The organism is Kitasatospora sp. CM 4170, assembly GCF_032110285.1.
GTDB lineage: Bacteria > Actinomycetota > Actinomycetes > Streptomycetales > Streptomycetaceae > Kitasatospora > Kitasatospora aburaviensis.
In genome coordinates, this window is the sequence record NZ_CP134877.1 from 2,413,907 (window position 1) to 2,439,387 (window position 25,481).

A 25,481-nucleotide genomic window follows, 5' to 3' on the forward strand; every position below is an offset into this window, starting at 1 on the left:
AAGGGGCGAGCCGAGGCGCAGAATCAGCCGTCAGCGCTTGACGGCCTTGAGGACGACGAACTTGGGGTTGCCCGCCACGAGTTGGCAGTTGCCGAAGAGGCGGCGCAGCTTGACGTGGTAGCCGAGGTGCCGGTTGCCGACCACCCAGAGCTCCCCGCCGGGACGCAGGGCCCGGCGGGCGCCGGTGAACATCCGCCAGGACGTGGCGTCGGTGGTGGCCTGGTGGGAGTGGAACGGCGGGTTGTTGAGCACCAGGTCGACCGAACCGGGCGCGACGGTGCCCTCGGCGAGCGCGTCGGCGGTGAGGAACTCGGCCGGGGCGTCCGGGCCGAGGTTGGCCCGGAAGGTGGCCTCGGCCGAGGCCACCGCCTGGTGGGACTCGTCGACGAAGACCAGCTCCGCGCCGGGGCTCGCCAGCGCGGTGGCGGTGCCGACCACGCCGTTGCCGCAGCCGAGGTCGACCACGCGGGCGCCGGGCGCGGCGGTCGGCAGGTGGCCGAGGAAGAAGCGGGTGCCGATGTCGAGGCGCTCCGCGCAGAAGGTGCCGGCGTGGTTGACCACGGTGCGGCCCGAGGCCGGGCCGATGTCGCCGGGCAGGGCGTAGGAGTGCGGCCAGGGGTTGGGGCCGGGGTCGAGCGCCGGGTCCGGCGTGCAGAAGATCAGCCTGGCCTTGCGGACCGCGAGCGAGGTGCGGGTCGGGCCGAGGATGCGCTCGAAGAGCTGGAGCGTGGAGGTGTGGATCTCGGTGACCATGCCGGTGCCGACCACCACGGTGCCCGGGTGGAGCGCCGGGGCCAGCCGGTACAGCTGGTCCTCCAGCAGGGCAAGGCTCTTGGGCACCCGGACCAGCAGGACGTCGATGCGCTCGGGCGGGGTGTCCCGGGTGGTGAGCAGGCGCGCCGCGTCGGGGGCGGCGCCGGCCCGGGCCAGGTTGGCCCGGGTGGCCCGGCGGCCGAGGTGCGAATCGCTGATCTGGATCGGCCCGTGGGCGGCGAGCGCCGTGGTGAGGGCGCCCCAGCGGTCGCCGAGGACGGCGACGGTGCGGCCGGTGAGGTCGGTGGCGGCGCCCGCGGCGCTGTCGGCCTCGCCGGCGAGGTGGCGCAGCAGGTACTCGTCGGCGGCGTCCCAGGCGCGCAGCCGCTCGCGCGGGTCCTCCGGGTAGCGGGTGAGCTCGAAGGTGCCCCACGGGGTGGTGAAGGGGGTGGCGGCGGCGGGCGTGCTGAGGCGGTTCATCGTGATCTCAGGCTAGCCGACCGCCGGGCGCGGGCCGCCCGGGCGGCCGATACTGGAGGGGCCCGACCGGAAGGGCCTGACCGGAAGGGGTGTGGGCATGGACTGGAAGCTCGAAGTCGTGGTGGTGCCGGTATCGGACGTGGACCGGGCCAAGGTGTTCTACGAGGAACAGACCGGCTTCACGGTGGACCACGACACCCGGATCCGCGACGGGGTCCGGGTGGTGCAGCTGACGCCGCCGGGCTCGGGCTGCTCGATCGTGGTGGGGACCGGCGTCACGGAGGCGCCACCGGGCTCCCTGAAGGGGCTGCAGCTGGTGGTGCCGGACATCGACAAGGCGCACGGCGAGCTGGTCGCGCGGGGCGTCGAGGTCAGCCCGGTCCAGCACTTCGAGGCCGGCGCCCGGGTGGACGGGCGCGGCGGGGACTGGAACTCGTTCGTGTTCTTCAGCGATCCGGACGGCAACGGCTGGGCGGTCCAGGAGTCGCCGGCCGGGTAGGGCCTACGGCCGGGGCGTGGCCCCGCCGCGTGCCCGCGCCGGGCTCGGTGGGTCGCGCACGGCCTCGGTAGGCTCGGAGGATGGTCGAAGACGAGGGAAGCGTCCGGGTCGACAGCTGGATCTGGTCGGTCCGGCTCGCCAAGACGCGCGCGCTGGCCGCGGCCGCCTGCCGGGCCGGGCACGTGCGGGTGAACGGGGAGCGGGCCAAGCCCGCGCAGGCGTTGAAGCCCGGGGACGAGGTCCGGGTCCGCGAGGAGGGGTACGAGCGGGTCGTCGTGGTGAAGCGGCTGATCCGCAAGCGGGTCGGGGCCGGGGTCGCCGCCGAGTGCCTGGTGGACAACAGTCCGCCGCGGCCGGCGCGCGAGCTGACGCCGGCCGCCGGCGTGCGCGACCGGGGCGCCGGGCGCCCCACCAAGCGGGACCGCCGCGAGCTGGACCAGCTGCGGCGGACGTAGCGAACGGGCCGTGCGGGTGGGCCGGCCCGGCCGGGCCCACCTGGCCCGACCGGCTCAGGCGGTGACCGTGGTGTCGGTGAGGACCTTGGCCAGGAACGCCTCCAGGTTGCCCGTCATCCGGGCCACCTGCTCCTCGACCGAGAGCGACTCCTCGGGCCGGCTGACCAGCGCGGACTTCTTCAGCCCGCGCAGGTGGAGCGAACACGCGAGGTCCGCACAGACGTAGGTGCCGACGGTGTTCCCCTCCCGCCCGGCCGCGCCCGCCCGCCGGGCTGCCAGCAGCGCGACGCCGGAGCCGGCGTGGGTGCAGATGCAGAGCGAGCAGACGTTGCTCATCCGCAGGCTGCGGCGCACCGAGGGCACCCGGAGCGTGATGCCGACCAGTTCCCCGCCGTGCTCGGCCACCAGGTAGCCGCGGTCGGGCGCGCCCTGGTCCCGCCAGCCGAGGAAGTCCAGGGCGTCCCAGGGGAGTTCGTCCAGACCTCGGGGCAGGTTGAGCCGACGGGCCTCGCCCTTCGAGCAGTTGACGAAGGAGCCGCGGATCTCGTTCTCGCTCAGGGGCCTCATGATTCGGACGCTAACACCGGCCCGTGCCCGCCGTCGCGCCGGTTTCCGCCCGTCGCGCCGGTGGACGCCGGGGCCCCGGACCGACCGGTTGTCAGTGGCGGGGGCTAGCTTCGTGGGTGGACGGGGGACGGCCCGGTCCCGGCGCTCGGAGGGAGGCGCCGGGGCCGGTCCGCCGTGCGCCCCGGCGTCCCCGCATCGGCCCACGGGCACGGCGCGCGGCCGTCAGCGCTTGACGGCCACGCCGGCGTAGGCGGACACGTCCTGCCAGCCCTCGGGCAGGTCGGTGGTGGGGACGTGGCCGGCTTCCGGCCGCCAGAGCGGGAGTTGGACCAGGCCGGGGCCGGCGAACTCGAAGTCGCCGAAGAACGGCTCCACCGCGGCGCGCGGGCGCAGCACCAGCGGGGCGCTCGCACTCTTGTAGATCCGGGCGCCCTCGGCCGCGCTCTCCCGCGAGGCGAAGTCGGGGCTGCCGTGGGAGAGGATCAGCGCGCTGCCGGGCGCGAGTGCGTCCCGCAGGGTGCGGACGATCGCCTCGGCGCCGTCCTCGTCCCGGATGAAGTGCAGCACGGCGACGAGCATCAGGGCGACCGGCTGGTCCAGGTCGACGGCGGCGAGCAGGCCGGGGTGGTCGAGGATCGAGGCCGGGTCGCGCAGGTCGGCCTCGATCACCGAGGTGTGGCCGGCCTTGTGGCTCGCCAGCAGGGCGCGGGCGTGGGTGGCGACGATCGGGTCGTTGTCGACGTAGACGACCCGGGCGTCCGGGACGACCCGCCGGGCGACCTCGCTGGTGGAGCCGACGGACGGGATGCCGGTGCCGATGTCGACGTACTGGCGGATGCCCCGGCCGGCCGCGTACTCGACGGCGCGGCCGAGGAATTCGCGGTTGGTGCGGGCCAGCAGAGGCAGCGCGGGGTAGGCGGCGATGGCGGCCTCGGCCGCCTTGCGGTCGGCCTCGAAGTTGTCCTTGCCGCCGAGGTAGTAGTCGTACATCCGGGCGGTGTGCGGGACGCCGGTGTCGAGCTCGGTCGGCGGCTGCCAGTCGTCGGCCCTGGCCCTGGCCCAGTCCCAGTCGCTGCCGATGTCCGTACCGGTGGCCGCCGAAGCGGTGCTGTCCTCGTGCATCCTGTTCCGTCCCCCTGTGCTCACTTCCGGAATCCGCTGCCGGATCGGCTGCCGCCGCGGCGCAACTCCCCGAAGCACGCGGCGCGCCGTGATCGTATCCGACGGCCTGGCGTGGAAACAGTGAGAGTTCGGGGTTCGTCCGGTGCCGCAAGGCCCGCGCGTGTGCACGATGTGTGTGCACGCCGACGGCCGGCCGGGGGCACGCCCTCGAATCGCCCCCGGCCGTGAGCCGTCTCTATGCTGGCTGCCGATGACTGCCGACCGGATGATCGCCGACCGCCGTACCCTGCTGCGTGCCACCGCCAGGCTCGCCGTGCTGACCGCCGGGGGCGGGCTGCTCGCCGCGTGCGGCAGCACCGCCCCGCGCCGGGCCGACCCGGGGACGCTCGCCGTGCACCCCGGCACCGTCGACCCGGCGGGCGGGGACCCGGCCGCGGTGGACCCGGCCTGGTCGGGCGGCGAGGGGCCGGCCTCCCCCGCACCCACCGCCTCCCCCTCCGCGGACCCGCAGCCCGGCGCCGTGGCGGCCGCCGCCACGCCGTCGGCGCCGCCGAGCCCGCCGGTGCTGCCGCCGCTGCCCCCGGGCACCCCGCTGGAGGTCGTGTACGGTCCGCGCACCGGCAAGAACGTCGCGCTCACCGTCCACGGCAGCGGCGACCCGAAGCTGGCCACCGCCCTGCTGGAGATCGCCGAGCAGCGCGGCGCCGGGCTGACCGTGATGGCCGTCGGCAGCTGGCTGGACCAGCAGCCGCAGATGGCCCGGCGCATCCTGGACGGCGGCCACGAACTGGGCAACCACACCCAGAACCACCAGAACATCTCGGCGATGAGCCCCGACCAGGCGCGCGCCGAGATCGCCCAGTGCGCGGAGCGGCTGCAGCGCCTGACCGGCTCGATCGGCCGCTGGTTCCGCCCCTCCGCCGCCCAGTACGCCACCCCGATGGTGCGCGAGCAGGCCAAGGCGGTCGGCTACGAGCACGTGCTCTCCTTCGACGTCGACCCGCGCGACTACGGCGACCCGAGCGCGGCGGAGCTCCAGCGCCGGGTGTTGACGTCGGTCAAGGGCGGCTCGGTGGTCGCCCTGCACATGGGCCACCAGTGCACGCTCGACGCGCTGCCCGGCATCCTGGACGGCCTCGCCAAGGCCGGTCTGAAGCCGGTCACGGCCAGCCGGCTCTTCACGCCGGCCTGAGGCCGCCCGGCCGGTCCCGACGGCCCGGCCGATCCGGCCCGATCCGGCCGGGGCGCCGGGCATCCCGGGAGTGCCTGACCCGGCGCGCGCCGCCGTGCCATGCTTCCGGCATGCGCTACATCATCGTCGGGGCGGGTGCGGTGGGCGGCACGATCGGTGCCCGGCTGCACGAGGGCGGGCACGAGGTGGTCCTGGTGGCACGCGGCGCGCAGCTCGCCGCGCTGCGCGAGGGCGGTCTGCGGTTCGGCACGCCGGAGGGCCTGCGGACGCTGCGGATCCCGGTGGCGGACGGCCCCGAGGGCGTGGCGCTGCGCCCGGACGACGCCCTGGTGCTGGCCGTGAAGACGCAGGACAGCGCCGCCGCCCTGGCGGCGTGGGCGCCGCGCCCGGTGGCCGGCGGCGGTACGGCCGGCGAGCGGCTGCCGGTGCTCTGCGCGCAGAACGGGGTGGAGAACGAGCGGCTCGCGCTGCGGCTCTTCCGCCGGGTGCTGGCGGTGTGCGTCTGGCTGCCGTCGGGCTTCGTGGAGCCGGGGCTGGTCACCGCCGCCGGGACGCCGGTGAGCGGGGTGCTGCGGATCGGCGGCTACCCCGCGGGCGACGGCGGCCCGACGGCCGCGGCGGTGGCGGCCGACCTGGCGGCGTCCGCGTTCGACGCGCCCGTCGACGACGCCACGATGAGCTGGAAGTACACCAAGCTGCTCGGCAACCTCGGCAACGCGCTGGACGCGGTGGCCGGCCCGGTCGCGGGCGATCCGCTCGACGGCCTGCGCCACCGGGCGACGGCGGAGGGGTCGGCGGTGCTGGCCGCGGCAGGCATCGCGCACCACGACCCGCAGGAGCAGGCCGCGCTGGCCGGGAAGGCGATGACGATGGGGTCGGTTCCGGGGGTCGGGCGCAGCGGCAGCTCGTCCTGGCAGAGCCTGGCGCGCGGCACCGGCTCGATCGAGGCGGACCACCTCAACGGCGAGATCGTGCTGCTCGGCCGGCTGCACGGGGTGCCGACCCCGCTCAACGAGGCGCTGCAGCGGCTGGCCGGCGCCTTCGCCCGGGCCGGGCGCGCCCCGGGCTCGCTCACCGCCGAGGAGCGGCAGGCGCTGCTGGAGCTCTGACGCCCGCCGGGCCCGCACCGCCGGAGCCACTCGGACCACCCGCCACGCCCGCCGTCAGCCCATCGGGTCCCCCGGCCCGTACGGGCGCAGCCGCAGCGTGCGGGCGTCCGCCGCGCGGATGCCGTCGGCGAGCCCGACCAGCTCCTCCAGGTTGTCCCGCCCGGCGTGGATGAACCGGCCGTGCAGCGCGTCGAAGCGCCCGCGGGCGGCGTCGACGGCGACCGCGACCACGTACGGGACGGAGCCCCAGGACTTCATGTCGCGGAACATCGGCATCGCGGCGGTCATGTCGGTGGCGACTGCGCCCGGGCTGATGTCGAGGACGACCACGTGGTGCTCGGCGAGCGAATCGGCGAGGTTGTCGGAGAGCCGCAGCAGCGCGGCCTTCGAGGTGGCGTACGCGGTGTAGTGCGGGTCCGGGCGCAGCGCGAAGCCGGAGTTGAGGTTGACCACCCGCCCGCGGCCGCGTTCGACCATGCCGGGCAGGACGCAGCGCAGCAGGTTGTAGGGGCCGCGCAGGTTGGTCTCGACGACCTGCCACCACTGGTTCGGGTCGGTCTCCCAGAGCGGGGCCTCGCTCGCGTCGACCTGGCCGGCGTTGTTGACCAGCAGGTCGATCGGGCCGAGGTCGCGCGCGACGGCGCGGACGGCCTCGCGCACCGAGGCGGGCCGGGTGACGTCGGCGGCGACGGCGACGCCCCGGGCCCCGCGCCGGGCGCATTCCCGGAGGGTCTCGGCGAGGGTCTGGTGGGTGCGGCCGACGAGGCCGACGGCCATGCCCTCGGCGGCGAGGCCGATGGCGATCTCCCGCCCGAGCCCGCGGCCGGCTCCGGTGACCAGGGCGACCTGCCCCGTGAGCGATCCCGTCGGCATCCCGTGCTCCCTTCGCCTGCGGCCCGCCGCCGGCGGGCGGCCGTCCCGCATTCTGTCCGCCCGGGGGCGGGGCGGGACCCGGGCGCACGGGCGGGAACGGCCGCCTCACCCGTCCGGCCCAGCCGGGGAGGGGATGACCTACCGGCCGGTACGGAGTAGTAACGTCGTCGAGGCGGTTCACGGGTGCCCGGATTCCGGTGCTCCCCACCGCTGAACAGCACCTTGCTGGGCCACCTGTCGCTGGGGCCGCACACCCCAGCACCATCGAAGGGCAACTGAGTGAGTGACATCGCGCGCGTCGGAGTGATCGGCTGCGGCCTGATGGGGTCGGGCATCGCGGAGGTGTTCGCCCGGGCCGGGTTGGACGTCCTGGTGTCGGAGGCCAGCGGGGAGGCCCTGGAGTTCGGCCGCACCCGGGTGACCAACTCCCTGGAGACCGCCGTCAAGCGGGGCAAGCTGACGGTGGAGAAGCGCGACGAGGCGCTGGCCCGGCTGACCTTCACCACCGACCTCGCCGACTTCGCCGACCGCGACCTGGTGGTCGAGGCGGTCGCCGAGCGCGAGGACATCAAGGTCCAGATCTTCCAGACGCTGGACCAGGTGATCGAGCGCCGGGACGCGATCCTCGCCTCGAACACCTCGTCGATCCCGATCGTGAAGCTGGCCGCCGCCACCACACGCCCGGAGCAGGTCATCGGCCTGCACTTCTTCAACCCGGCGCCGGTGCAGAAGCTGGTCGAGGTGATCCCCACCCTGACCACCTCGGCCACCACCACCGAGCGGGTGGAGGCGTTCGCGACCCAGGTGCTCGGCAAGGAGCCGATCCGCGCCCGCGACCGCGCCGGCTTCGTGGTGAACGCCCTGCTGGTGCCGTACCTGCTCTCGGCGGTGCGGATGTTCGAGTCGGGCGTGGCCACCGCCTCCGACATCGACAAGGGCATGGAGGCCGGCTGCGCCCACCCGATGGGGCCGCTGCGCCTGTGCGACCTGATCGGCCTGGACACCATCGTCTCGATCGCCGAGTCGATGTACGACGAGTACAAGGAGCCGCTGTACGCCGCTCCCCCGCTGCTGTCCCGGATGGTCGACGCGGGCCTGCTGGGCCGCAAGTCCGGCCGCGGCTTCTACGACTACACCGCGAGCGCCTGACCGGCTGCGGTGCCCCTCCCCGGTCGGCCGGGAGGGGCACCGGCCAGCACTACCTGGCACCGGCCATCGTTACCTGACGCCGGCCGCCGTTACTTGACGCCGGCCGCCGCGCAGGCGTCCGCGTACTCCGCGGTGCAGATGTCGGCCGCCTTGTAGAGGCCGCCGCCGACCACCGTCACCTGGACCTTCGGCTTGGTCACCACGATCGGGGTGAGCAGCAGCGAGGGGATGCGCTGGCCGCCGCTCTCGGTGAGCGAGCTCGCGGAGGAGCTGATGTCCATGCCCTCCAGCAGCTGGACGGCGATGCTGCCCGCCGCCTCGGCCTCGGGCTTGTAGGGCTTGTAGATGGTGTAGGTCTGCTCGCCGGTGAGCACCCGGCGCACCGCGTCGATGGACGCGTCCTGGCCGCCCACCGGCACGTTCTTGAGGCCGGCCGCCTTGAGGGCGTCGACGACCGCGGCCGCCATGCCGTCGTTGGCCGCGTAGACGGCCTGGATGCCGTCCTTGCCGAGGGCCTTGATGGCCTCGTTCATCTTCGCGGTGGCCACCTCCGGCTTCCACTCGCCGGACTGCTCGTAGGCGATCTTCTTGACCCGCCCGTCCAGCGCCCGGTGCGCGCCGGCCTTGAACATCGCGGCGTTGGGGTCCGTCTCGGCGCCGTTGATCATCACCACGTTCGCCGCGGCGGCCTTCGGCCCGAGGGCGTCCAGCAGGGCCTGGCCCTGGAGCTCGCCGGTGCGCTGGTTGTCGAAGGAGACGTACGCGGAGACCTTGCCCTCGGCGAGCCGGTCGTAGGCGACGACCTGCACGCCCTTGGCGGCGGCCGCCTCGACCCACGGGGCGGTGACCTTGGCGTTCACCGGGTCGAGCAGGATCACCTTGACGCCCTTGGCCAGCAGCTGGTCGAACTGGCTCTTCTGGGAGGTCTCGCTGCCGTTCGCGTTGGCGTAGTCGACCGTGCACTTGGGGCAGAGGCCGGTGATCGTGGCCTCGATCAGCGGCCGGTCGAAGGCCTCGTACCGGGTGGAGGAGGCGTTCTCCGGCAGCAGCAGCCCGATGGTCTTGTTGCCGCCGGCGGACGGCTTCTGCGCTCCGTCGTCCTGGCCGCAGGCCGCGAGGGTGAGCGCCAGCGCCAGGGCGGCCGCCGTGCCGGCGGCCGCTCGACGGGTTGGTCTGTTCATGGTGGGTGATGCCTCCTGTACTGCGCCGCGTCATACGGCAGAGGACGGAGTCTCCGTGCCACTACACCGCGCCGTCAATAAGTGAAGGCTTCTTCGAGATCTGTTCTGCCCGATTCGTTATGGAGTGAAGGAAGCGTGCACATCCTCGCAGCTCGGTGTTCAACCGCTGCAGTCCCGATCTCCACATGCCGAAGGGGGCGGGAAGGCACACGCCCTCCCGCCCCGCTGTCCGCCGCCCGGCCTCAGCTGTTGATGGTGTAGCTGTCGCCGTAGACCTTCCACTTCAGCGGCGGGTTGAGGTCGAAGTTCTTCGCGTTCAGGAAGACCGACTGCTCGGTGTCGACCCGGCTGGTGTCGGCGTGGGCCTCCTCCTGCTTCATGACCACCTTGCGGGCCTCCAGGAACGCCTTGAGGTAGGTGGCCTCGTCGCCGCCCTGGGCCGGGGTCTTGGCCTTCTTCATGGCCGCCTTGCGGATGCCGCCGAAGCTGTCCGAGCTGGTGCCGGGGCCGTGCATGACGATGGCGTCGTAGTAGGCGAACTGGCCGAGCGCGCGCAGCCCGTCGGACTTGGCCTGGCCGACCGCCGGGTTGAAGTAGACGCGGTCACGCTCGTCGTTCTGCGCCTGCTGGAAGACGCCGTCCTTGGCGGCGGTGGCCCAGTCGCGCTCGAAGGCGGAGCCGAGGCCGGAGTGCGAGTCGGTGCCGTTGACCTTGCGCAGCGCCGGGAGGTACTTGGCCAGGACGTTGCCCGGCTTGAGGTCGGTGTAGTGCTCGACCAGCTCCAGCATGTCACCGGTGCCGGAGCAGAAGCCGATGATGCCGGCGGTGTAGCCGCGGCCGTCCTTGATGTCCTCGATGTACTTGTACTGGGCCTTCCAGTCCAGCGAGGAGTTCTCGGCGCTGGACACCAGCTGCATCGCGATGTCCTTCTTGTGCGGGTCGTCGAGGCCGACGGCCTTGACCTGGACGGCGGCCGGGGCCGGGGCGGCGGCCGCGACGTTGGCCGCCGCCAGGGCGGCGGGGGCGGCGATCAGCAGGGCCGCGAGGGCGACGCGGACGGTGCGGTGCTTGGGTTGCATCTGACGCTCCGTGGTTTCCGTGGGCGCGCGGGCATCGGGGGGCACCCGGGCGCTGAGGTGTTAGGAAACTTTCCTAACGAGATTGAAGCGAACACGCCCAGCCCGGCGCAAGGGGTCTGCCCCTTAAGGCATGCGAAAAGCCCCGACCGGGAAGTCCGGTCGGGGCCCTTCGACGGTACGTCAGGCGCCGCGCAGCACCGCGCCCGTACGGGCCACGGCCTCGGCGACGGCCGCCTCGCGGGCACCGCTGGCCTCGTCGGCGGTCAGCGTGCGGTCGGTGGCGCGGAAGCGCAGCGCGTACGCCAGCGACTTCTTGCCCTCACCGACCTGCTCACCGGTGAAGACGTCGAACAGCCGGATGTCCTCCAGCAGTTCGCCGGCGCCGGCCTTCAGCGCGGCCTCCACCTGGGCGGCCGGGACGGCGGTGTCCACGATCAGCGCGACGTCCTGGGTGGCCACCGGGAAGGCGGAGACGGACGGGCCGGAGACCCGCTCGGCGCCGTCCTCGGTGAGCAGGTCCAGGTCGATCTCCATCGCGCTGGTGCGCTCCGGCAGACCCAGCGCCTTGACCACGCGCGGGTGCAGCTCTCCGGCGTGACCGACCACGCGGTCGGTGCCGGCCACCACGAGCTCCGCGCAGCGGCCCGGGTGCCACGGGGCCAGCTGGCCCTGGCGCACGGTCAGCTCCACGCCGGCCGCGCGGGCGACCGTCCGGCCGGCCTCGACGGCGTCGGCCCAGCTCGCCCGGCCGCCCGTGCCCCACCAGCCGGACGGCAGCCGCTCGCCCGCGAGGGCGACGGCGACCCGGCGCGGCTGGTGCGGCAGCGCGGCGTCCAGCGCGGCCAGCTCCTCGGCGCTCGGCCGGCGGTCGACCGCCGGGCGCGGCGCGACCGACAGCTCGTCCTTCGGCAGGAAGACCGTGCCGGTCTCGAAGACCGCCAGGTCGGTGTTGCCGCGGCCGATGTTGCGGCGCAGCGCCCCGAGCAGGCCCGGCAGCAGCGTGGTGCGCAGCGCCGGCTCCTCGTCGTTGAGCGGGTTGACCAGCTTGACCGTGCGGCGGCGGCGGTCGTCCGCCTCCAGGCCCAGCCCGTCGAAGGCGGCCCCGCCGACGAACGGGTAGTTGTTGACCTCGACGTAGCCGGCTCCGGCCAGCGCCACGCCCACCCGGCGGTGGGTGCGCTGGGCCTCGGTCAGGCCCTTGCCCGGCGGCACGGTGGGCATCCGGGCGGGGACGTTGTCGTAGCCCTCCAGCCGGATGACCTCCTCCGCGAGGTCGTACGGGTCGGTGAGGTCGGGGCGCCAGGTCGGCGGGGTGACCTCCAGGACGTCGGCGCCCGCCACCGAGCAGCCGATCTCCTGCAGGCGCCGGGTGACGGTCTCGCGGCCGTACTCGGTGCCGGCCACCCGGTCGGGCAGGTCGGCGGCGATGGTGATGGTGCGCACCGGGTGCGGGGCGGCGATGTCGGTGACGCCCGCCTCGGCGGTGCCGCCGGCGATCAGCACCAGCAGGTCGACGGCGCGCTGCGCGGCGGCGCGGGCGGCCTCCGGGTCGACGCCGCGCTCGAAGCGCTTGGACGCCTCGGACGGCAGCTTGTGCCGCTTGGCGCCGCGGGCGATGGCGACCGGGTCGAAGTGCGCCGCCTCGATGATCACCTCGGTGGTGCCCGGCCCGGCGGCCGGGTCGAGGATCTCGGTGGAGGCGCCGCCCATCACGCCGGCCAGGCCGATCGGGCCGCTGTTGTCGCAGATCAGCAGGTCCTCGGGGGACAGCTTGCGCTGCACGCCGTCGAGGGTGGTGAGGGTCTCGCCCTGCTCCGCCCGGCGGACGGTGATCGGGCCGTCGACGCGCTGCTTGTCGTACGCGTGCAGCGGCTGGCCGACCTCCAGCATCACGTAGTTGGTGATGTCGACGGCCAGCGAGATCGGGCGGATGCCCGCCTTCTGGAGGCGGCGCTGCAGCCAGATCGGGGACTTGGCGTTCGGGTCCAGGCCGACCACGGTGCGGGCGACGAAGCGGTCGCAGCCGGCCGGGTCGTTGACCTTGACCAGGTAGCCGAAGGAGTTGGCCGGCGGCACGTCCAGCAGCGCCGGGTCGGCCAGCGGCAGCCCGTACGCGGCGGCGGCCTCGCGGGCGACGCCGCGCATGGACAGGCAGTAGCCGCGGTCCGGGGTGACGGCGATGTCCAGCACCTCGTCGACCAGCTGGAGCAGCTCGATCGCGTCGGTGCCGGGCTCGTACTCGGGCGGCAGCACGATGATGCCGTTGTGGTCGTCGCCCATGCCCAGCTCGCGCGCCGAGCAGATCATGCCGGCCGAGGTGTGGCCGTAGGTCTGCCGCGCGGAGATCGGGAACGGGCCGGGCAGCACGGCGCCCGGGAGCACGACGACGACCTTGTCGCCGACGGCGAAGTTGGTCGCACCGCAGACGATCTCCTGCGGCTCCCCGGTGCCGTTGGCGTCGCCGACGTTGACGAAGCAGTGCCGGATCGGCTTCTTGAAGCCGCTCAGCTCCTCGATGGAGAGCACCTCGCCGACCACCAGCGGACCCTTGAGGTCTCCGCCGAGCTGCTCGACCGTCTCGACCTCCAGGCCGGCGCGCACCAGGCGCTCGGCCACGTCGCGACCGGTCTCGCCGGCCGGCAGGTCGACGTACTCGCGCAGCCAGGAAAGCGGGACGCGCATCAGATCTCCATCCCGAACGGGAGGGTGAAGCGGACGTCACCCTCGACCATGTCGCGCATGTCGGCGACGTTGTGGCGGTTCATCAGGATTCGCTCCAGGCCCAGACCGAAGGCGAACCCGCTGTAGCGGTTCGGGTCGACGCCGCAGGCGACCAGCACCCGCGGGTTGACCACGCCGCAGCCGCCGAGCTCGATCCAGCCCTCCGAGGAGCAGGTGCGGCAGGGCTTGTCCGGGTTGCCGACGGACTCGCCGCGGCAGACGAAGCACTGCAGGTCGATCTCGGCGCTCGGCTCGGTGAACGGGAAGTACGAGGGCCGCCAGCGCAGCTCCAGACCGTCGCCGATCAGCTTGGACACCAGCAGCTCGATGGTGCCCTTGAGGTCGGCGAAGGTGATGCCCTCGTCCACGGCCAGGCCCTCGACCTGCCGGAAGACCGGGGTGTGGGTGGCGTCCAGCTCGTCGGTCCGGTAGACCCGGCCGGGGCAGACGACGTAGATGGGGGGCTCGCGGTCGAGCATGGTGCGGGCCTGGACCGGGGAGGTCTGGGTCCGCAGCACGACGCCGGAGTCGGCGGTGCCGTCCGGGGCCTGGACGAAGAAGGTGTCCTGCATCGAGCGGGCCGGGTGGTCCGGGCCCAGGTTGAGGGCGTCGAAGTTCAGCCACTCGGCCTCGACCTCGGGGCCCTCGGCGACCTGGTAGCCCATCGCGACGAAGGTGTCCTCGATGCGCTCGGCCAGCGTGGTCAGCGGGTGGCGGGCGCCGCGCGGTGCGCGGTCGTAGGGCAGCGTGACGTCCACCGCCTCCTCGACCAGCACGCGGGCGTCCCGCTCCGCCTCCAGTTCGGCCTGGCGCCTGGCGAGGGCCTGGTTGACGGCGCCGCGGGCCTGGCCGATCAGCTTGCCGGCGGCGGCCTTGGCGTGCGGGGGCAGGGCGCCGATCTCGCGGTTGGCGAGGGAGAGCGCGGAACGGTCGCCGGTGTGGGCGACCTTGGCCTGCTTCAGCTCGTCGAGGGAGGCGGCGGCGGCGAACGCGGCGATCGCCTCGTCCCGGGCCTGCTCCACCGCCTCGGGCTTGAGGGCCTCGACCTCGACCGGGTCGTACGACTTGTTGGGTGCCGACATCTCTATCTTTCCCGTGCTCCTGCTCGTCCGTGCTCAGGTGAAGGGGGTGAACGCCTTTCGCGTCACACCCTGCGTGGCCGGGGCACGGGCAGCCCCCGCCTCGACGGTCAGGGGGGTTGTCCGCGGCACGGCCGCGCAGGGCGTTGCGCAACGCCAAAGGTCGAGTGTAGTCGCAGCGCGTAGCGCGACCGTCGTCAAGCCCCGTCGGGCGACGACTCCGGAAGACCGCACGACGGCGGTCGGACGGTGCTCCGCCCGCCGGTCCCGGGCTCGGCAGCGTGCGCTGCCGGCCGTTCCTGCTCGCTCAGAGCATGAAGTCGGGTACCCCGGCGGGCAGGATAAATCGGAACCGGGCGCCGCCGCCGGGCGCACGGTCGACGCGGATGGAGCCGCCGTGGGCCTCGACGATGCCCTTGACGATGTAGAGGCCCAGGCCGGTGCCGCCGCGCTTGGAGCCCCGCCAGAAGCGGGTGAAGACGCGCGGCATCGACTCCTCGGGGATGCCGCTTCCTTCGTCGCTCACGGTGACCGCTGTGCCTTCCACGATGCGGGGCGGGGTGCCGGAGCGCTCCCAGACGGGTGCCTCGACGACCTCCTTGGCCGGTGCCACCTCGATCGTGACAGTTCCCTCCCCGTGGCGCACGGCATTTTCCAGCAGGTTGGCCAGCACCTGGTCGACCTTGTCCGGGTCGGCCCAGAGCACGGTGAGCGGCTCGCCGATCCGGATGTCGAAGCGCTCCTCGGGGATGCCGGTGGCGACCGTGCGCTCCACGTGCCGGCGCACCGCGGCCGCGAGGTCGACCACCTGCTTGCGCAGCTCCAGCCGGCCGGCGTCGATCCGGGAGATGTCCAGCAGCTCGGCGATCAGCCGGGTGACCCGGTCGGCGTCCGCGTCGACGGTCTCCAGCATCAGCCGCTTCTGCCCGTCGGTGAACCGCTCCCACTTGGCCAGCAGGGTCGCCGTGAACCCCTTGACGCTGGTGAGCGGCGAGCGCAGCTCGTGCGCGACGGTGGCGATCAGCTCGGCGTGGCTGCGCTCGGTGCGCCGCCGCGCCTCGGTGCCGCGCAGCGCGATGACCAGCCGCTCCAGCGGCCCCTGCGGGTACGGGCGGACGTACCGGGCGGACACCAGCACCTCACGGCCGCCCGGGAGCAGCAGGTTGCGCTCCGGCTGGCTGGTGCGGATCGTCAGGCCGCCGTACGGGTCGGTCAGCTGCCACCAGCGGCGGCCGTCGAGGTCCTCCAGCGGCAGCGCGTCCGCCAACCGGCTGCCGAGGACGGCCGCCGGACGGATGCCGGTCAGCCGCGCGGCGACGCGGTTGAAGCAGACCACCCGGCCCAGCGCGTCGGCGACCACCAGGCCGTCCGGCAGGTCGTCCGGGTCGAGCTCTGGCCCGCTGCCGACCATGGGTGTCCTCCCCGATTACCCACCGTGTCTTTCCCCCCACCGAGGCAGACCCTAGCGTCTCGCGGCCCCCCGTAGTAGGGCCCGCGGCGTGGCGAACGCGACTTCCGGGGGCGGCCGGGGCGCGTCCGACCGCCCCCGCGGGCCTGCGGCGCGGACGCCCGGACCGGCGCGGGACCGGCTCCGGGGATCGTCGGACCCGCCCTACGGCCGCGCCGCGCGGCACCCGCCGGGCGAGCGCTGGGCCCGGGCGGAGGCGTAGAGGCAGACCGCGGCGGCCGTGGCCAGGTTGAGGCTCTCGGCGTGTCCGTGGATCGGCACGCGCACCACCTCGTCGGCGAGTGCGCGGGTCTCCTCCGGGAGCCCCCACGCCTCGTTGCCGAACACCCAGGCGCCGGGCGCGCCGAGGGTGCCCTCGTCCAGCTCCTGGTCGAGGTCGCGCTCCCCCGCGCCGTCCGCGGCCAGCACCCGCACCCCGGCCTCGCGCAGCCGGGCGACGGCCTCCTCGACCGGGACGCCCACGGCGACCGGGAGGTGGAACAGGCTGCCGACCGAGGCCCGGACCGCCTTCGGGTTGTAGAGGTCCACCGAGGCGTCGGTGAGCACCACGGCGTCCGCACCGGCCGCGTCGGCGGTCCGCAGCACGGTGCCGGCGTTGCCGGGGTCGCGGACGTGCGCCAGCACGGCGACCAGCTTGGGCCGGGCCTTGAGCACCTCGTCGAACGGGGTGTCGATGAAGCGGCAGAGCGCCACGATGCCCTGCGGGGTCACGGTGTCGCAGATCCCGGCGATGACCTCGTCGGTGGCGGTGAGCACCGCGATCCCCTCGGCCCGGGCGGCGGCCACGATGCCGGCGTGCCGCTCGGCGGCCTCCGGGGTGGCGTACACCTCGACCACGGCGTGGTCGGCCGAGCCCGGCAGCTTCCCGAACGCGACGGCCTCGCGGACGGCCTGCGGGCCCTCGGCGAGGAAGCGGCGCTCCTTGGTGCGCTGGTTCCGCTTGGCGAGTCGGCGGGCGGCGACGACGCGCGGCGAGCGCAGGGAGGTGAGCAGGGGGGTGTCGGTGCTCTGCATGGTCTCGTCTCTGGGCGGGGTGCCGGGGGCGGGAGCCCGGTGCCGGGGGCGCGTGCCGGGTGCCGGGGCCGGGCGGTTGCCCGGGGAAACACACGGACCCGCAGGCAATCCTGCGGGTCCGTGTCAGATCAACTGATCCAGGGAGTGGATCAGGCGGCGTCGGCGGCGGCCTTCGGGGCGTTCACGTCGGCCGGCAGCGCCTTCTGCGCCACCTCGACCAGGGAGGCGAAGGCACCCGGGTCGTTGACGGCGAGGTCGGCCAGCATCTTGCGGTCGATCTCGACGCTCGCGGCCTTCAGACCCTGCACGAAGCGGTTGTAGGTGATGCCGTTGGCACGGGCCGCAGCGTTGATGCGCTGGATCCACAGCTGACGGAAGTCGCCCTTGCGCTTCTTGCGGTCGTTGAAGTTGTAGACCAGCGAGTGGGTGACCTGCTCCTTGGCCTTGCGGTACAGGCGCGAGCGCTGGCCGCGGTAGCCGCTGGCGCGCTCCAGGATGACCCGGCGCTTCTTGTGGGCGTTGACTGCCCGCTTGACGCGTGCCACTTGATTACTCCTTGGGTAGGACCACGGACTACTTCACGTGGTCCGTCATTCGAATGGGTCGGGAAGGATCAGCTGCCCCGCCACGGCTCGCGCCGGGCGGGAGGGCGATCACTTGCCGAGAAGCTTCTTGATCTTCTTGGCGTCGGCGGGGGCCATCTCGACGGTGCCGGCCAGCTTGCGGGTCAGCGTCGAGGGCTTGTGCTCCAGGAGGTGGCGACGGCCGGCGCGCTCGCGCAGCACCTTGCCAGAGCCACTGATCTTGAAGCGCTTGCTGGCGCCACTGTGCGTCTTCTGCTTCGGCATTTCGCCGTATCTCCTCGTCGGTCCGTCCACGCCCGCGCGGTGTTCGCCGCGCGGGCGTGAAGGATGGATCTGCGATGACCGGGCAGGACGCCCCGTCACCTTGGTGGCCGGTCTCCCGGACCGCCCTGGCCCGTGCGGGCTCAGGCGTCCTGGGAGGCCTCGGCCGGCTGCTCGACCTCGGCGGCCTCGGGGGCCTCCGCGGCCTCCGCGGCCGGCGCCTCGGGGGCCTCGGTCGCCTCGACGGCCTGCTCGGCGTCGGGCTCCTCGGCGGCGTCCGGACCGGTGGTCCGGCCCTGGCGCTCGGCCTTGCGGGCGTCGGCGGCGGCGCGGGCCTCGGCCATCGCCTCGGTCTTCTTCTTGTGCGGGCCGAGAACCATGATCATGTTCCGGCCGTCCTGCTTGGCCGAGGACTCCACGAAGCCCAGGTCCTGGACGTCGTTCGCCAGCCGCTGCAGCAGTCGGAAGCCCAGCTCGGGGCGGGACTGCTCACGACCGCGGAACATGATCGTGATCTTGACCTTGTCGCCCTGCTTGAGGAACCGGACGACGTGACCCTTCTTGGTGTCATAGTCGTGCGGGTCGATCTTCGGCCGGAGCTTCATCTCCTTGATGACCGTGTGCGCCTGGTTCTTGCGCGCCTCACGGGCCTTCATGGCCGACTCGTACTTGAACTTGCCGTAGTCCATGAGCTTGCACACCGGCGGCCGGGCGGTCGCCGCGACCTCGACCAGGTCGAGGTCGTACTCCTGCGCGAGCTCCAGCGCCTTGGCAAGCGGCACGATGCCGACCTGCTCGCCGCTGGGACCGACGAGTCGCACCTCGGGGACGCGAATCCGGTCGTTGATGCGGGGCTCGGTGCTGATGGGGCCTCCTCGGTTGCACCTTCTGCGATGCGGCCGTCGGACGGCGGTCGCACGTAGTGGACTCGACCACTGGGCGGGGCTTCATTCGTGCTGCGCTGCCTGGCTCGGCGGCCTGCACCGCGACACGAAAAAAGCCCCGCTCGGTACAAGCGGGGCTCCACACAACCGGGGGCGGCACCCGGTGAGGGGCGCTGCGGGCGACTCGGCGCTGGGCGCCCGTCGCGGACCGGACCCGTCGACCGTGAGGCCGATCAGGTGGGAGACTTTCGCGGTTGCCCTCTCGGGCCTCCTGGGTGGAGCCTCCTCTTGCTGGCCGGGCACCCTCGCAGGCGCCTGGCCGGTCAGTCTCGAAGCATACAGGCTCCCCGGGGTCGAACGCCATTCCGCCCCGCCGCGCGCCCCCTTGTACGCTCCCTGTGTACGGACACCGGCACGACGGAACGAGCCCCCCTTGAGCAGCGAGCCCACCCAGAACCCCGCCGCGGACGACGAGGCGATCGGTTTCGACGACCTCACCCGGGACATCGCCGAGGTCCCCGCCGTCGAGGTGATCACCACCGTCGCGGTGCACCTGATGAGCGCCGCCGCCGTGAAGTGCGGCCTCGCCGAGGGCGGCGAGGCGGACAAGGACCTGGACGAGGCGCGCAAGCTGATCACCGCGCTGGCCGGGCTGGTCACCGCCGGTGCCCCGGAGATCAGCAACTTCCACGCCGCCCCGCTGCGGGACGGCCTGCGCTCGCTCCAGCTGGCCTTCCGCGAGGCGTCCCTCGTCCCGGACGCTCCGGGCTCCGGCCCGGGCGAGAAGTTCACCGGCCCGGTCTACGCCTGAGACCCCTCGTGCCGGACGCCCTCGCGCGTCCGGCGGACGCACGGGTGCCCCCGCGGATCGGTGATCCACGGGGGCACCCGTGCGTTCAGCGCCGGTAGAGCGGCTCGCCGGGCAGCTGCGCACCGGCCGGCAGCACGGCCAGGCTCAGGCCCCGGTCGAGCCGGACCCGCAGCACCGGATCGGCGGCCACCGCCTGCCCGACCCGCTGGACGGCCGCCTGCAGGCCCGCCTGGTCCAGCGCCGGGTCCAGCACCACCGCGAGCAGCCCGTCGCCGTCCTGGTACGGCGCCAGCAGGCCCGCCACCACCTGCGGCTCGGCCGCCAGCAGCGCCCGGACGGCCTCCTGCACGTCGGGGTCGGCCACCGGCGGCAGGTACGGCCGGTTCTCCGCCAGCGCGCGCAGCCGGGCGCCGGACAGCTGGTAGGTGACCGGGCCGGCCGGGTCGATCAGCAGGGTGTCGGCACGCTCGGAGAAGGCGACCATCGCCGCCTGCGGGGCGGCCACCGGCGCCGGGCGGGCGTCGGCACGCCAGCGGGCCAGCGTCTCCAGCGAGGTGAAGGCCGGCAGGGCGCGGCGGCCGTCGGCGGCCTCGACCACCGGAACGGCCATGTCACTGGTCTTCTCGTGCTTGTGCCCGTGCTCGTCCACCTCGACCTCGCCGAGGACGGCGACGATCGGGACCATCAGCCGGGTCGGCCGCAGCGCCGCCAGCACCTCCGGTTCGGCGGTGCGGTCCTGCGACCAGCGGTCGAGTGCCGCGGCGAGTGCCGGGTCGGCGGTGCCGTCGTCGCCGGCGAATCCTGGGTCGGGAATGTTCTTGCGCTCCACCCGGCCGACCCTATGCCACGGCCGGCCGCCGCCACACCGACCGAAGGTCCCCAGAAGGTCGCCGCCGAAGCCTTACCGACCGGTAGTGAGGTGTGGCAATCTGCGCCCATGGCCACGCTCGAAGCTGCTGCCCGTACCGCCGCCGCCCCCTCACCGGCGGCCGACCGCGCCCGGTACGACCGGGCCACCGCCCACCTGGACGGCCCGGTGGCCGTCGTCGACCTCGCCGCCTTCGACGCCAACGCCGCCGACCTGGTGCGCCGGGCGGCCGGCAAGCCGGTCCGGGTGGCGAGCAAATCGGTCCGCTGCCGGGCCCTGCTGGAGCGGGCGCTGGCGACGGACGGCTTCGCCGGGGTGATGAGCTTCACCCTGGACGAGTCGATCTGGCTCGCCCGCACGGGCCTGCGCGACATCCTGCTCGCCTACCCCTCGGCCGACCGGGCCGGCTTCGCCGAACTCACCGCCGACCCGGAGCTCGCCGCCGACGTCACCGTGCTGCTGGACGACCCGGCCCAGCTCGACCTGATCGACGCGGCCCGGGCCGGCTCCGCGGAGGTCCGGGTCTGCCTGGAGCTGGACACCTCGCTGCACCTGTTCGGCGGGCGGGTGCGGGTCGGCGCCCGGCGCTCGCCGCTGCGCACGCCGGAGGACCTCGGCGCCTTCGCCGAACTGGTCCAGCGCCGCCGGGGGTTCCGGGTGGTCGGGCTGATGGCGTACGAGGGCCACGTCGCCGGGGTGGGTGACGACGTGCCCGGCCGGCCGGTCCGCTCGCGGATGATCCGGCTGATGCAGGCGAAGGCCCGGGCCGAGCTGGCCGAGCGGCGCGCCGCCGTGGTGCGCCGGCTGCGGCAGGTGGCCGAGCTGGAGTTCGTCAACGGCGGGGGCACCGGCAGCGTCGAGTCCACCGCGGCGGAGCCGGTGGTCACCGAGGTGGCGGCCGGCTCCGGGCTGTACCTGCCCCGGCTCTTCGACAACTACCGGGCGTTCCGGGGCCGCCCGGCCGCGCTCTTCGGGCAGCCGGTGGTGCGCCGGCCCGGGGTCGGCGTGGTCACGGTGCTGGGCGGCGGCTACCCCGCCTCGGGCGCGGCCGGGCAGGACCGCTCGCCGGTGCCGTACCTGCCGCCGGGTCTGCGCTACGACCCCATGGAGGGCGCCGGCGAGGTGCAGACGCCGCTGCTCGGCTCGGCCGCCGACGACCTGCTGATCGGCGACCGGGTCTGGTTCCGGCACGCCAAGGCCGGCGAGCTGTGCGAGCGCTTCGCCGAGCTGCACCTGGTCGAAGGCGACGCGGTGGTGCGCACCGTCCCGACCTACCGGGGCGAGCGGAAGACCTTCCTCTGAGCGCCTCGGGAGCGGCGGCGCAGGCGGCCTGACGGTCCGGCACCTGTGCCGCTTCCGCCCGCCACCGCACCCGGGTGCCCTAGCGTGGTGGGCGGAAGACTTCGCAACAATCCCGAGGGGGCTCCGTGGAGGGCGAGATCGTGCAGCAGGTGATGGCGTCGGGCGCCACCACCGTGGTCGGACTGATGGCGACCGACGCCTGGACGCAGGTCCGGACGCGCCTCGCGGCGCTGTTCGCCCGTGGCCGGGGCGCCGAGGAGGTGTCCGCCGAGCTGGAGGAGATCCGGGTCGAGGTGGTCAGGGCCGGCCACGACGCCGAGGCGGTCGAGGACAGCACCGCCGAGGTGCGCGGCCGGATCCGCCGGCTGGTCCGGCAGGACCCGGCCGCCGCGGCCGAACTCCAGGAGATCCTGGAGGAGTTCAGGCACCATCTGCCCGAGCAGCCGCAGGTCGTGGTGAACAACACCATCCACGGTGGTTCGTTCGGCAGCGGAATCGTGGTTCAGGCGCACACCTCCACGGTGAACGGCGTACTCCCGCAGGAGCCGAGGCCGCGCTGACCCGGCCACCGGACGCGTCCGGGCGGAACCTTAAGCGGGCCCGATGGGAAGCCTAACTCCGGCTTCCCGTCGGGCCTTTGCGCTGCGCGTACGGCTACTGTCCGTCAGAAAGTACGCCGGGAACGGCTATTGCCAGCTGGTCTAGTCCAATCATACGCTCTGGCCGGGGTCCGCGCGCCGGGTCGGCGGCCCCCCGGGCAGGCGTGCCCGTCCCCCACGTTCTCGGCCCGGCAGACGGCCAAGGAGTCCCCACCCCATGTCCATCAAGCGAAGTGCCCTCTCCGTCGGCGTGATCGGCGCCGCGGTCCTCGCCGTGGCGGCCACCACCGCCGGCACCGCCGCCGCCCACGGCACCATGACCAACCCGGTGAGCCGGGTCGCGGCCTGCTACGCCGAGGGGCCGGAGAACCCCAAGTCCCAGATCTGCAAGGACCTCGTGGCGATGAGCGGCACCCAGCCGCTGTACGACTGGAACGAGGTCAACATCGCCAACGCGGACGGCCACCACCAGGCGCTGATCCCGGACGGCAAGCTCTGCTCGGCCAACCGCGACAAGTACAAGGCGCTCGACCTGCCCCGCGCCGACTGGCCGGCCACCCCGGTGAGCGCCGGCGCGTTCACCTTCAAGTTCCGCACCACCGCGCCGCACCTCGGCACCCAGACCGTCTACATCACCAAGCAGAGCTGGGACCCGACCCAGCCACTGAAGTGGTCGGACCTCGACCCGACCCCGGTCGCCCAGGTGCCGGTCACCCGGACCGCGACGGACGGGTACTACAACTACGCCGGCACGCTTCCGCAGCGCACCGGCCGTCAGCTGCTCTACACGATCTGGCAGCGCAGCGACAGCCCCGAGGCCTTCTACAGCTGCTCCGACATCGACTTCGGGAAGGCCTCCGCCGCTCAGCTCGCCGCCGCTCAGCCCGCAGCCGCACCGGCCGCGCAGGCGCCTGCCGTGCCGAGCGAGGAGCAGATCACCGCGGGGCTGTCCAAGTCGACCGTGGCCCACCACGGGCACGGCGGCAACCCCAACGAGCCGGCCGGCGCCGTGGTGCCGACCGCCAGCGCCGCCGTCGGCGGCGGCTCGCCCACCGGCCCGCTGCTGCTGGCCGGCGCCGCCGCGATCGGCGTGGGCTGGGCCGGCATGGTGCTCCGGCGCCGTCGCTTCGAGGCTGTTCGACGCGACTCCTGACCGCCGGAGGCCGGGGCCGGACCGAGCGCCCCCGGTTCGGTCCGGTCCCGGCACGCCCGGCGCAACGGCACGTCCCGCAGGCCCCGGGGTCGGGGCCGCGACCGACACGCGCGGCGGGCCACCCGGAGCGCCTCCGGGTGGCCCGCCGCGCGTGAGCGGAGCAGTGCGTCAGGTGTTCGACGTCCCGCCGTCCGGGCCGTCGGGGCCGCCCGGGATCGGCGGCAGCTTGCCCTTGTAGTCGGCGACGCCCTTGACGATGGTGTCCATCACGGCGAGGTCGGGCGCCTTGTCGGCGATGTCGAAGCCCAGGTGCAGGGAGATCAGCGACTTGCCGTCGGCGGAGGGGAAGACCACGGTCTGCACGTAGCCGTCGTTGCCCTTGGCCGCGTCGACCTTCCAGCGGACCAGGTAGCCGTCCCGGCCGTCGACCTTGACCGCCTCCGACTTCAGCTCCTCGTGGGAGTTGATGTCGTTGTAGGAGGCCTTGGCCGCCTTCTCGATGTCGGCCTTGGCCGCCGCCTGGACGTCGGTGCCGCCGCCGGTGATCCGGCCGGTGTTGGCGCCGCCGAGCGAGCAGTCGCCGCCGCCCTCGCACTCGTACGAGCCCACGGTCAGCCCGGCGAAGCCGTCCTGGGTGGTGCCGCCCTTCCAGCCGGCCGGGACCGGCAGGGTGATCCGGTTCACCAGGTCGGCCGCGGTGCTGCTGTTCCCGCCGTTGCCCCGGCCGCCGTTGCCGTTGTTGCCTCCATTACCGCCGTTGCCGCCGCCCTTACCGCCGCCGTTCCTGCCGTTGCCGTCGCCGGCGTCCGGGCCGCCGAGGTCGGGCAGGCCGCCCCAGGGGCCGTTCTCGCCGTACGGCGGGGCCTTGGGGGCGGCGCGGCGCGAGGCCCGCTTCTCCCCGTGGCCGTCCATGACGAGGTAGGTGACGCCGGAGCCCACGAGCAGACCGGCCAGGGCGGCCACGGTGGCCGCGACCACCAGCCGGGACGGTCGGCGCCGCTGCTTCGGTGCCGGCGGCACGGGCGATCCGTAGGCGGTGCCGAAGGGGGGCGGCTCGGGGTAGCGGACCGTCGGACCGCTTCCCAGCACCTCCCCCTCCAGCACCCGGGTCTCGTCGGGCGCATCCGGCCCCGGAGCCTGCGCCGCCGGGGGCTCCGGCGGCGGGGCGTCCAGGGGTGCGGGCCGGGTGCTGGCCGTCCAGCCCTTGCCGTCCCACCAGCGCTGCGGTCTCGGCTCGCTGGTGTCCTTGGGGTCCGGGTACCACCCGGCGGGAATCTGCTCACTCACACCAGTGAATCTAAAGGCACTCGGATAAACGCGATATCAGCGGAGCCCACAATTCCCGGCATTCTCCATGAGATTACGGTGAGAAGCGGTGGGCGCCGCCGTCAGTGCCCTTCCGGGAGCGGCGTCACGTACGCCCCCGAGATGCCGCCGTCGACCAGGAATTCGCTCGCCGTGATGAAGGAGGAGTCGTCACTGGCCAGGAAGGCGACCGCGGCGGCGATCTCCTCGGGCCGGGCGAAACGGCCGAGCGGGACGTGCACCAGGCGGCGGGCGGCCCGCTCCGGGTCCGCGGCGAACAGCTCCCGCAGCAGCGGGGTGTCCACCGGCCCGGGCGAGAGGGCGTTGACCCGGATGCCCTCGCGGGCGAACTGCACGCCCAGCTCGCGCGACATCGCCAGCACGCCGCCCTTGGAAGCGGTGTAGGAGATCTGCGAGGTGGCCGCGCCCATCCGCGCCACGAAGCTGGCGGTGTTGATGATCGAGCCCCGCCCGTGCCGGCGCATGTACGGCAGTGCCGCCTTGCAGCAGAGGTAGACCGAGGTCAGGTTGACCTCCTGGACCCGCCTCCAGACCTCCAGCCCCGTGGTCAGGATGGAGTCGTCCTCCGGCGGGGAGATGCCGGCGTTGTTGAAGGCGACGTCCACGCTGCCGTACGTCTCGTAGGCCTCGTCGAACAGCGCCTCGACCATGTACGGATCGGTGACGTCGGTGTGCACGAAGAGCCCGCCGACCTCCTTGGCCGCCGCCTTGCCGGTGGTCTCGTCGAGGTCGGCGCAGACCACCTTCGCGCCCTCGGACGCCAGCCGCCGGGCGGCGGCCAGGCCGATGCCGCTGCCCGCGCCGGTGACCACGGCGGTGCGGCCGACCAGGCGGCGGCAGACCGGGCCTCCGTGGTCCCGGGCCGTCGTCTTCTCCCGGGCCGGGGGCTTCTCCCGCGTCGAGGGCTTCTCCCGGGCCGGGGGCGTCTCTGTCATGGCCGGCTCCTGCTCCT

At 73.8% G+C, this 25,481-nt stretch carries 25 protein-coding genes; 9 read left to right on the top strand and 16 right to left on the bottom strand.

All coding sequences use genetic code 11. The features are described from left to right. Window positions 1-30: 30 nt before the first annotated feature. On the bottom strand, window positions 31-1,233 hold the full coding sequence (locus RMN57_RS09610; protein WP_313762973.1) for a methyltransferase: 1,203 nt from the start codon (window positions 1,231-1,233) through the stop codon (window positions 31-33). A gap of 97 nt (window positions 1,234-1,330) precedes the next feature. On the opposite strand from RMN57_RS09610, the gene RMN57_RS09615 reads away from it, so the two are divergent. Together RMN57_RS09615 and RMN57_RS09620 are read left to right on the top strand one after the other, a co-directional pair. Next, window positions 1,331-1,732, top strand: a complete 402-nt coding sequence (locus tag RMN57_RS09615; protein ID WP_313762974.1) for a VOC family protein — start codon at window positions 1,331-1,333, stop codon at window positions 1,730-1,732. 80 nt (window positions 1,733-1,812) lie between these two features. Further along, entirely contained in the window at window positions 1,813-2,187 is a 375-nt protein-coding gene (locus RMN57_RS09620) for a S4 domain-containing protein (protein ID WP_313762975.1), read from the top strand. A gap of 54 nt (window positions 2,188-2,241) precedes the next feature. Here the strand turns inward: RMN57_RS09620 and RMN57_RS09625 are convergent, their stop codons facing one another. After that, a complete protein-coding gene (locus RMN57_RS09625) occupies window positions 2,242-2,754 on the bottom strand; it encodes an FBP domain-containing protein (protein ID WP_313762976.1) in 513 nt (170 codons plus the stop codon). Window positions 2,755-2,976: 222 nt separating this feature from the next. Then, window positions 2,977-3,876 (bottom strand): SAM-dependent methyltransferase, encoded by a 900-nt coding sequence (locus RMN57_RS09630; protein ID WP_313762977.1) that lies wholly within the window; start codon window positions 3,874-3,876, stop codon window positions 2,977-2,979. A gap of 250 nt (window positions 3,877-4,126) precedes the next feature. On the opposite strand from RMN57_RS09630, the gene RMN57_RS09635 reads away from it, so the two are divergent. Together RMN57_RS09635 and RMN57_RS09640 are read left to right on the top strand one after the other, a co-directional pair. Then, window positions 4,127-5,068, top strand: a complete 942-nt coding sequence (locus RMN57_RS09635; RefSeq protein ID WP_313762978.1) for a polysaccharide deacetylase family protein — start codon at window positions 4,127-4,129, stop codon at window positions 5,066-5,068. A gap of 110 nt (window positions 5,069-5,178) precedes the next feature. Then, the gene (locus tag RMN57_RS09640; protein ID WP_313762979.1) at window positions 5,179-6,177 is read left to right on the top strand and encodes a 2-dehydropantoate 2-reductase N-terminal domain-containing protein; all 999 of its coding nucleotides are present in this window, start codon (window positions 5,179-5,181) and stop codon (window positions 6,175-6,177) included. Between the two features lie 54 nt (window positions 6,178-6,231). Here the strand turns inward: RMN57_RS09640 and RMN57_RS09645 are convergent, their stop codons facing one another. After that, a complete protein-coding gene (locus RMN57_RS09645; RefSeq protein ID WP_313762980.1) occupies window positions 6,232-7,050 on the bottom strand; it encodes an SDR family oxidoreductase in 819 nt (272 codons plus the stop codon). 279 nt (window positions 7,051-7,329) lie between these two features. Between RMN57_RS09645 and RMN57_RS09650 the strand changes: the two genes are divergently transcribed. Next, window positions 7,330-8,199 carry a 3-hydroxybutyryl-CoA dehydrogenase gene (locus RMN57_RS09650; RefSeq protein ID WP_313762981.1) on the top strand — a complete coding sequence of 290 codons (870 nt, stop codon included), beginning with the start codon at window positions 7,330-7,332 and terminating at the stop codon, window positions 8,197-8,199. A gap of 89 nt (window positions 8,200-8,288) precedes the next feature. Here the strand turns inward: RMN57_RS09650 and RMN57_RS09655 are convergent, their stop codons facing one another. From RMN57_RS09655 to infC, 9 genes are all read right to left on the bottom strand, one after another. After that, complete coding sequence (locus tag RMN57_RS09655) at window positions 8,289-9,380, bottom strand: substrate-binding domain-containing protein (protein ID WP_313762982.1); 1,092 nt, start codon at window positions 9,378-9,380, stop codon at window positions 8,289-8,291. A gap of 242 nt (window positions 9,381-9,622) precedes the next feature. Next, a complete protein-coding gene (locus RMN57_RS09660; protein WP_313762983.1) occupies window positions 9,623-10,459 on the bottom strand; it encodes a chitosanase in 837 nt (278 codons plus the stop codon). A gap of 180 nt (window positions 10,460-10,639) precedes the next feature. Beyond that, the gene (pheT, locus tag RMN57_RS09665) at window positions 10,640-13,141 is read right to left on the bottom strand and encodes a phenylalanine--tRNA ligase subunit beta (RefSeq protein WP_313762984.1); all 2,502 of its coding nucleotides are present in this window, start codon (window positions 13,139-13,141) and stop codon (window positions 10,640-10,642) included. After that, window positions 13,141-14,262 (bottom strand): phenylalanine--tRNA ligase subunit alpha, encoded by a 1,122-nt coding sequence (gene pheS, locus RMN57_RS09670; RefSeq protein WP_313762985.1) that lies wholly within the window; start codon window positions 14,260-14,262, stop codon window positions 13,141-13,143. The genes pheT and pheS overlap by 1 nt, the downstream gene beginning before the upstream one ends. Before the next feature lie 304 nt (window positions 14,263-14,566). After that, entirely contained in the window at window positions 14,567-15,670 is a 1,104-nt protein-coding gene (locus RMN57_RS09675; RefSeq protein WP_313762986.1) for an ATP-binding protein, read from the bottom strand. Between the two features lie 201 nt (window positions 15,671-15,871). Beyond that, window positions 15,872-16,741: an RNA methyltransferase gene (locus RMN57_RS09680; RefSeq protein WP_313762987.1), complete on the bottom strand. Its 870-nt coding sequence runs from the start codon at window positions 16,739-16,741 to the stop codon at window positions 15,872-15,874. Between the two features lie 149 nt (window positions 16,742-16,890). Then, entirely contained in the window at window positions 16,891-17,286 is a 396-nt protein-coding gene (rplT, locus tag RMN57_RS09685) for a 50S ribosomal protein L20 (protein ID WP_030055649.1), read from the bottom strand. A gap of 108 nt (window positions 17,287-17,394) precedes the next feature. Further along, entirely contained in the window at window positions 17,395-17,589 is a 195-nt protein-coding gene (rpmI, locus tag RMN57_RS09690; protein WP_030286227.1) for a 50S ribosomal protein L35, read from the bottom strand. A gap of 140 nt (window positions 17,590-17,729) precedes the next feature. Continuing rightward, window positions 17,730-18,452, bottom strand: coding sequence for a translation initiation factor IF-3 (gene infC, locus RMN57_RS09695; RefSeq protein WP_313767757.1), 723 nt, complete (start codon window positions 18,450-18,452; stop codon window positions 17,730-17,732). Window positions 18,453-18,903: 451 nt separating this feature from the next. Between infC and RMN57_RS09700 the strand changes: the two genes are divergently transcribed. Next, a complete protein-coding gene (locus tag RMN57_RS09700; protein WP_313762988.1) occupies window positions 18,904-19,281 on the top strand; it encodes a DUF1844 domain-containing protein in 378 nt (125 codons plus the stop codon). An 85-nt stretch (window positions 19,282-19,366) separates the two neighbouring features. Here the strand turns inward: RMN57_RS09700 and RMN57_RS09705 are convergent, their stop codons facing one another. Then, on the bottom strand, window positions 19,367-20,110 hold the full coding sequence (locus tag RMN57_RS09705) for an SseB family protein (protein ID WP_313762989.1): 744 nt from the start codon (window positions 20,108-20,110) through the stop codon (window positions 19,367-19,369). A 108-nt stretch (window positions 20,111-20,218) separates the two neighbouring features. Between RMN57_RS09705 and RMN57_RS09710 the strand changes: the two genes are divergently transcribed. From RMN57_RS09710 to RMN57_RS09720, 3 genes are all read left to right on the top strand, one after another. After that, window positions 20,219-21,451, top strand: a complete 1,233-nt coding sequence (locus RMN57_RS09710; RefSeq protein ID WP_313762990.1) for an alanine racemase — start codon at window positions 20,219-20,221, stop codon at window positions 21,449-21,451. A gap of 125 nt (window positions 21,452-21,576) precedes the next feature. After that, window positions 21,577-22,011 carry a hypothetical protein gene (locus RMN57_RS09715; protein ID WP_313762991.1) on the top strand — a complete coding sequence of 145 codons (435 nt, stop codon included), beginning with the start codon at window positions 21,577-21,579 and terminating at the stop codon, window positions 22,009-22,011. Between the two features lie 256 nt (window positions 22,012-22,267). After that, window positions 22,268-23,203 carry a lytic polysaccharide monooxygenase gene (locus RMN57_RS09720; protein ID WP_313762992.1) on the top strand — a complete coding sequence of 312 codons (936 nt, stop codon included), beginning with the start codon at window positions 22,268-22,270 and terminating at the stop codon, window positions 23,201-23,203. Window positions 23,204-23,371: 168 nt separating this feature from the next. On the opposite strand, the gene RMN57_RS09725 is transcribed toward RMN57_RS09720, so the two are convergent. Together RMN57_RS09725 and RMN57_RS09730 are read right to left on the bottom strand one after the other, a co-directional pair. Further along, on the bottom strand, window positions 23,372-24,490 hold the full coding sequence (locus tag RMN57_RS09725; protein ID WP_313762993.1) for a DUF2510 domain-containing protein: 1,119 nt from the start codon (window positions 24,488-24,490) through the stop codon (window positions 23,372-23,374). 101 nt (window positions 24,491-24,591) lie between these two features. Next, window positions 24,592-25,464 (bottom strand): 3-oxoacyl-ACP reductase, encoded by an 873-nt coding sequence (locus tag RMN57_RS09730; RefSeq protein WP_313762994.1) that lies wholly within the window; start codon window positions 25,462-25,464, stop codon window positions 24,592-24,594. Between the last annotated feature and the right edge of the window lie 17 nt (window positions 25,465-25,481).

Coding starts and splice junctions, on each gene's coding strand:
- rpmI (WP_030286227.1), bottom strand. CDS start 17,589: ATGCCGAAGCAGAAGACGCACAGTGGCGCCAGCAAGCGCTTCAAGATC.
- RMN57_RS09645 (WP_313762980.1), bottom strand. CDS start 7,050: ATGCCGACGGGATCGCTCACGGGGCAGGTCGCCCTGGTCACCGGAGCC.
- RMN57_RS09620 (WP_313762975.1), top strand. CDS start 1,813: ATGGTCGAAGACGAGGGAAGCGTCCGGGTCGACAGCTGGATCTGGTCG.
- pheT (WP_313762984.1), bottom strand. CDS start 13,141: ATGCGCGTCCCGCTTTCCTGGCTGCGCGAGTACGTCGACCTGCCGGCC.
- RMN57_RS09655 (WP_313762982.1), bottom strand. CDS start 9,380: ATGAACAGACCAACCCGTCGAGCGGCCGCCGGCACGGCGGCCGCCCTG.
- RMN57_RS09615 (WP_313762974.1), top strand. CDS start 1,331: ATGGACTGGAAGCTCGAAGTCGTGGTGGTGCCGGTATCGGACGTGGAC.
- RMN57_RS09675 (WP_313762986.1), bottom strand. CDS start 15,670: ATGGTCGGCAGCGGGCCAGAGCTCGACCCGGACGACCTGCCGGACGGC.
- RMN57_RS09710 (WP_313762990.1), top strand. CDS start 20,219: ATGGCCACGCTCGAAGCTGCTGCCCGTACCGCCGCCGCCCCCTCACCG.
- RMN57_RS09625 (WP_313762976.1), bottom strand. CDS start 2,754: ATGAGGCCCCTGAGCGAGAACGAGATCCGCGGCTCCTTCGTCAACTGC.
- RMN57_RS09610 (WP_313762973.1), bottom strand. CDS start 1,233: ATGAACCGCCTCAGCACGCCCGCCGCCGCCACCCCCTTCACCACCCCG.
- RMN57_RS09660 (WP_313762983.1), bottom strand. CDS start 10,459: ATGCAACCCAAGCACCGCACCGTCCGCGTCGCCCTCGCGGCCCTGCTG.
- RMN57_RS09635 (WP_313762978.1), top strand. CDS start 4,127: ATGACTGCCGACCGGATGATCGCCGACCGCCGTACCCTGCTGCGTGCC.
- RMN57_RS09720 (WP_313762992.1), top strand. CDS start 22,268: ATGTCCATCAAGCGAAGTGCCCTCTCCGTCGGCGTGATCGGCGCCGCG.
- RMN57_RS09640 (WP_313762979.1), top strand. CDS start 5,179: ATGCGCTACATCATCGTCGGGGCGGGTGCGGTGGGCGGCACGATCGGT.
- RMN57_RS09630 (WP_313762977.1), bottom strand. CDS start 3,876: ATGCACGAGGACAGCACCGCTTCGGCGGCCACCGGTACGGACATCGGC.
- RMN57_RS09680 (WP_313762987.1), bottom strand. CDS start 16,741: ATGCAGAGCACCGACACCCCCCTGCTCACCTCCCTGCGCTCGCCGCGC.
- pheS (WP_313762985.1), bottom strand. CDS start 14,262: ATGTCGGCACCCAACAAGTCGTACGACCCGGTCGAGGTCGAGGCCCTC.
- RMN57_RS09730 (WP_313762994.1), bottom strand. CDS start 25,464: ATGACAGAGACGCCCCCGGCCCGGGAGAAGCCCTCGACGCGGGAGAAG.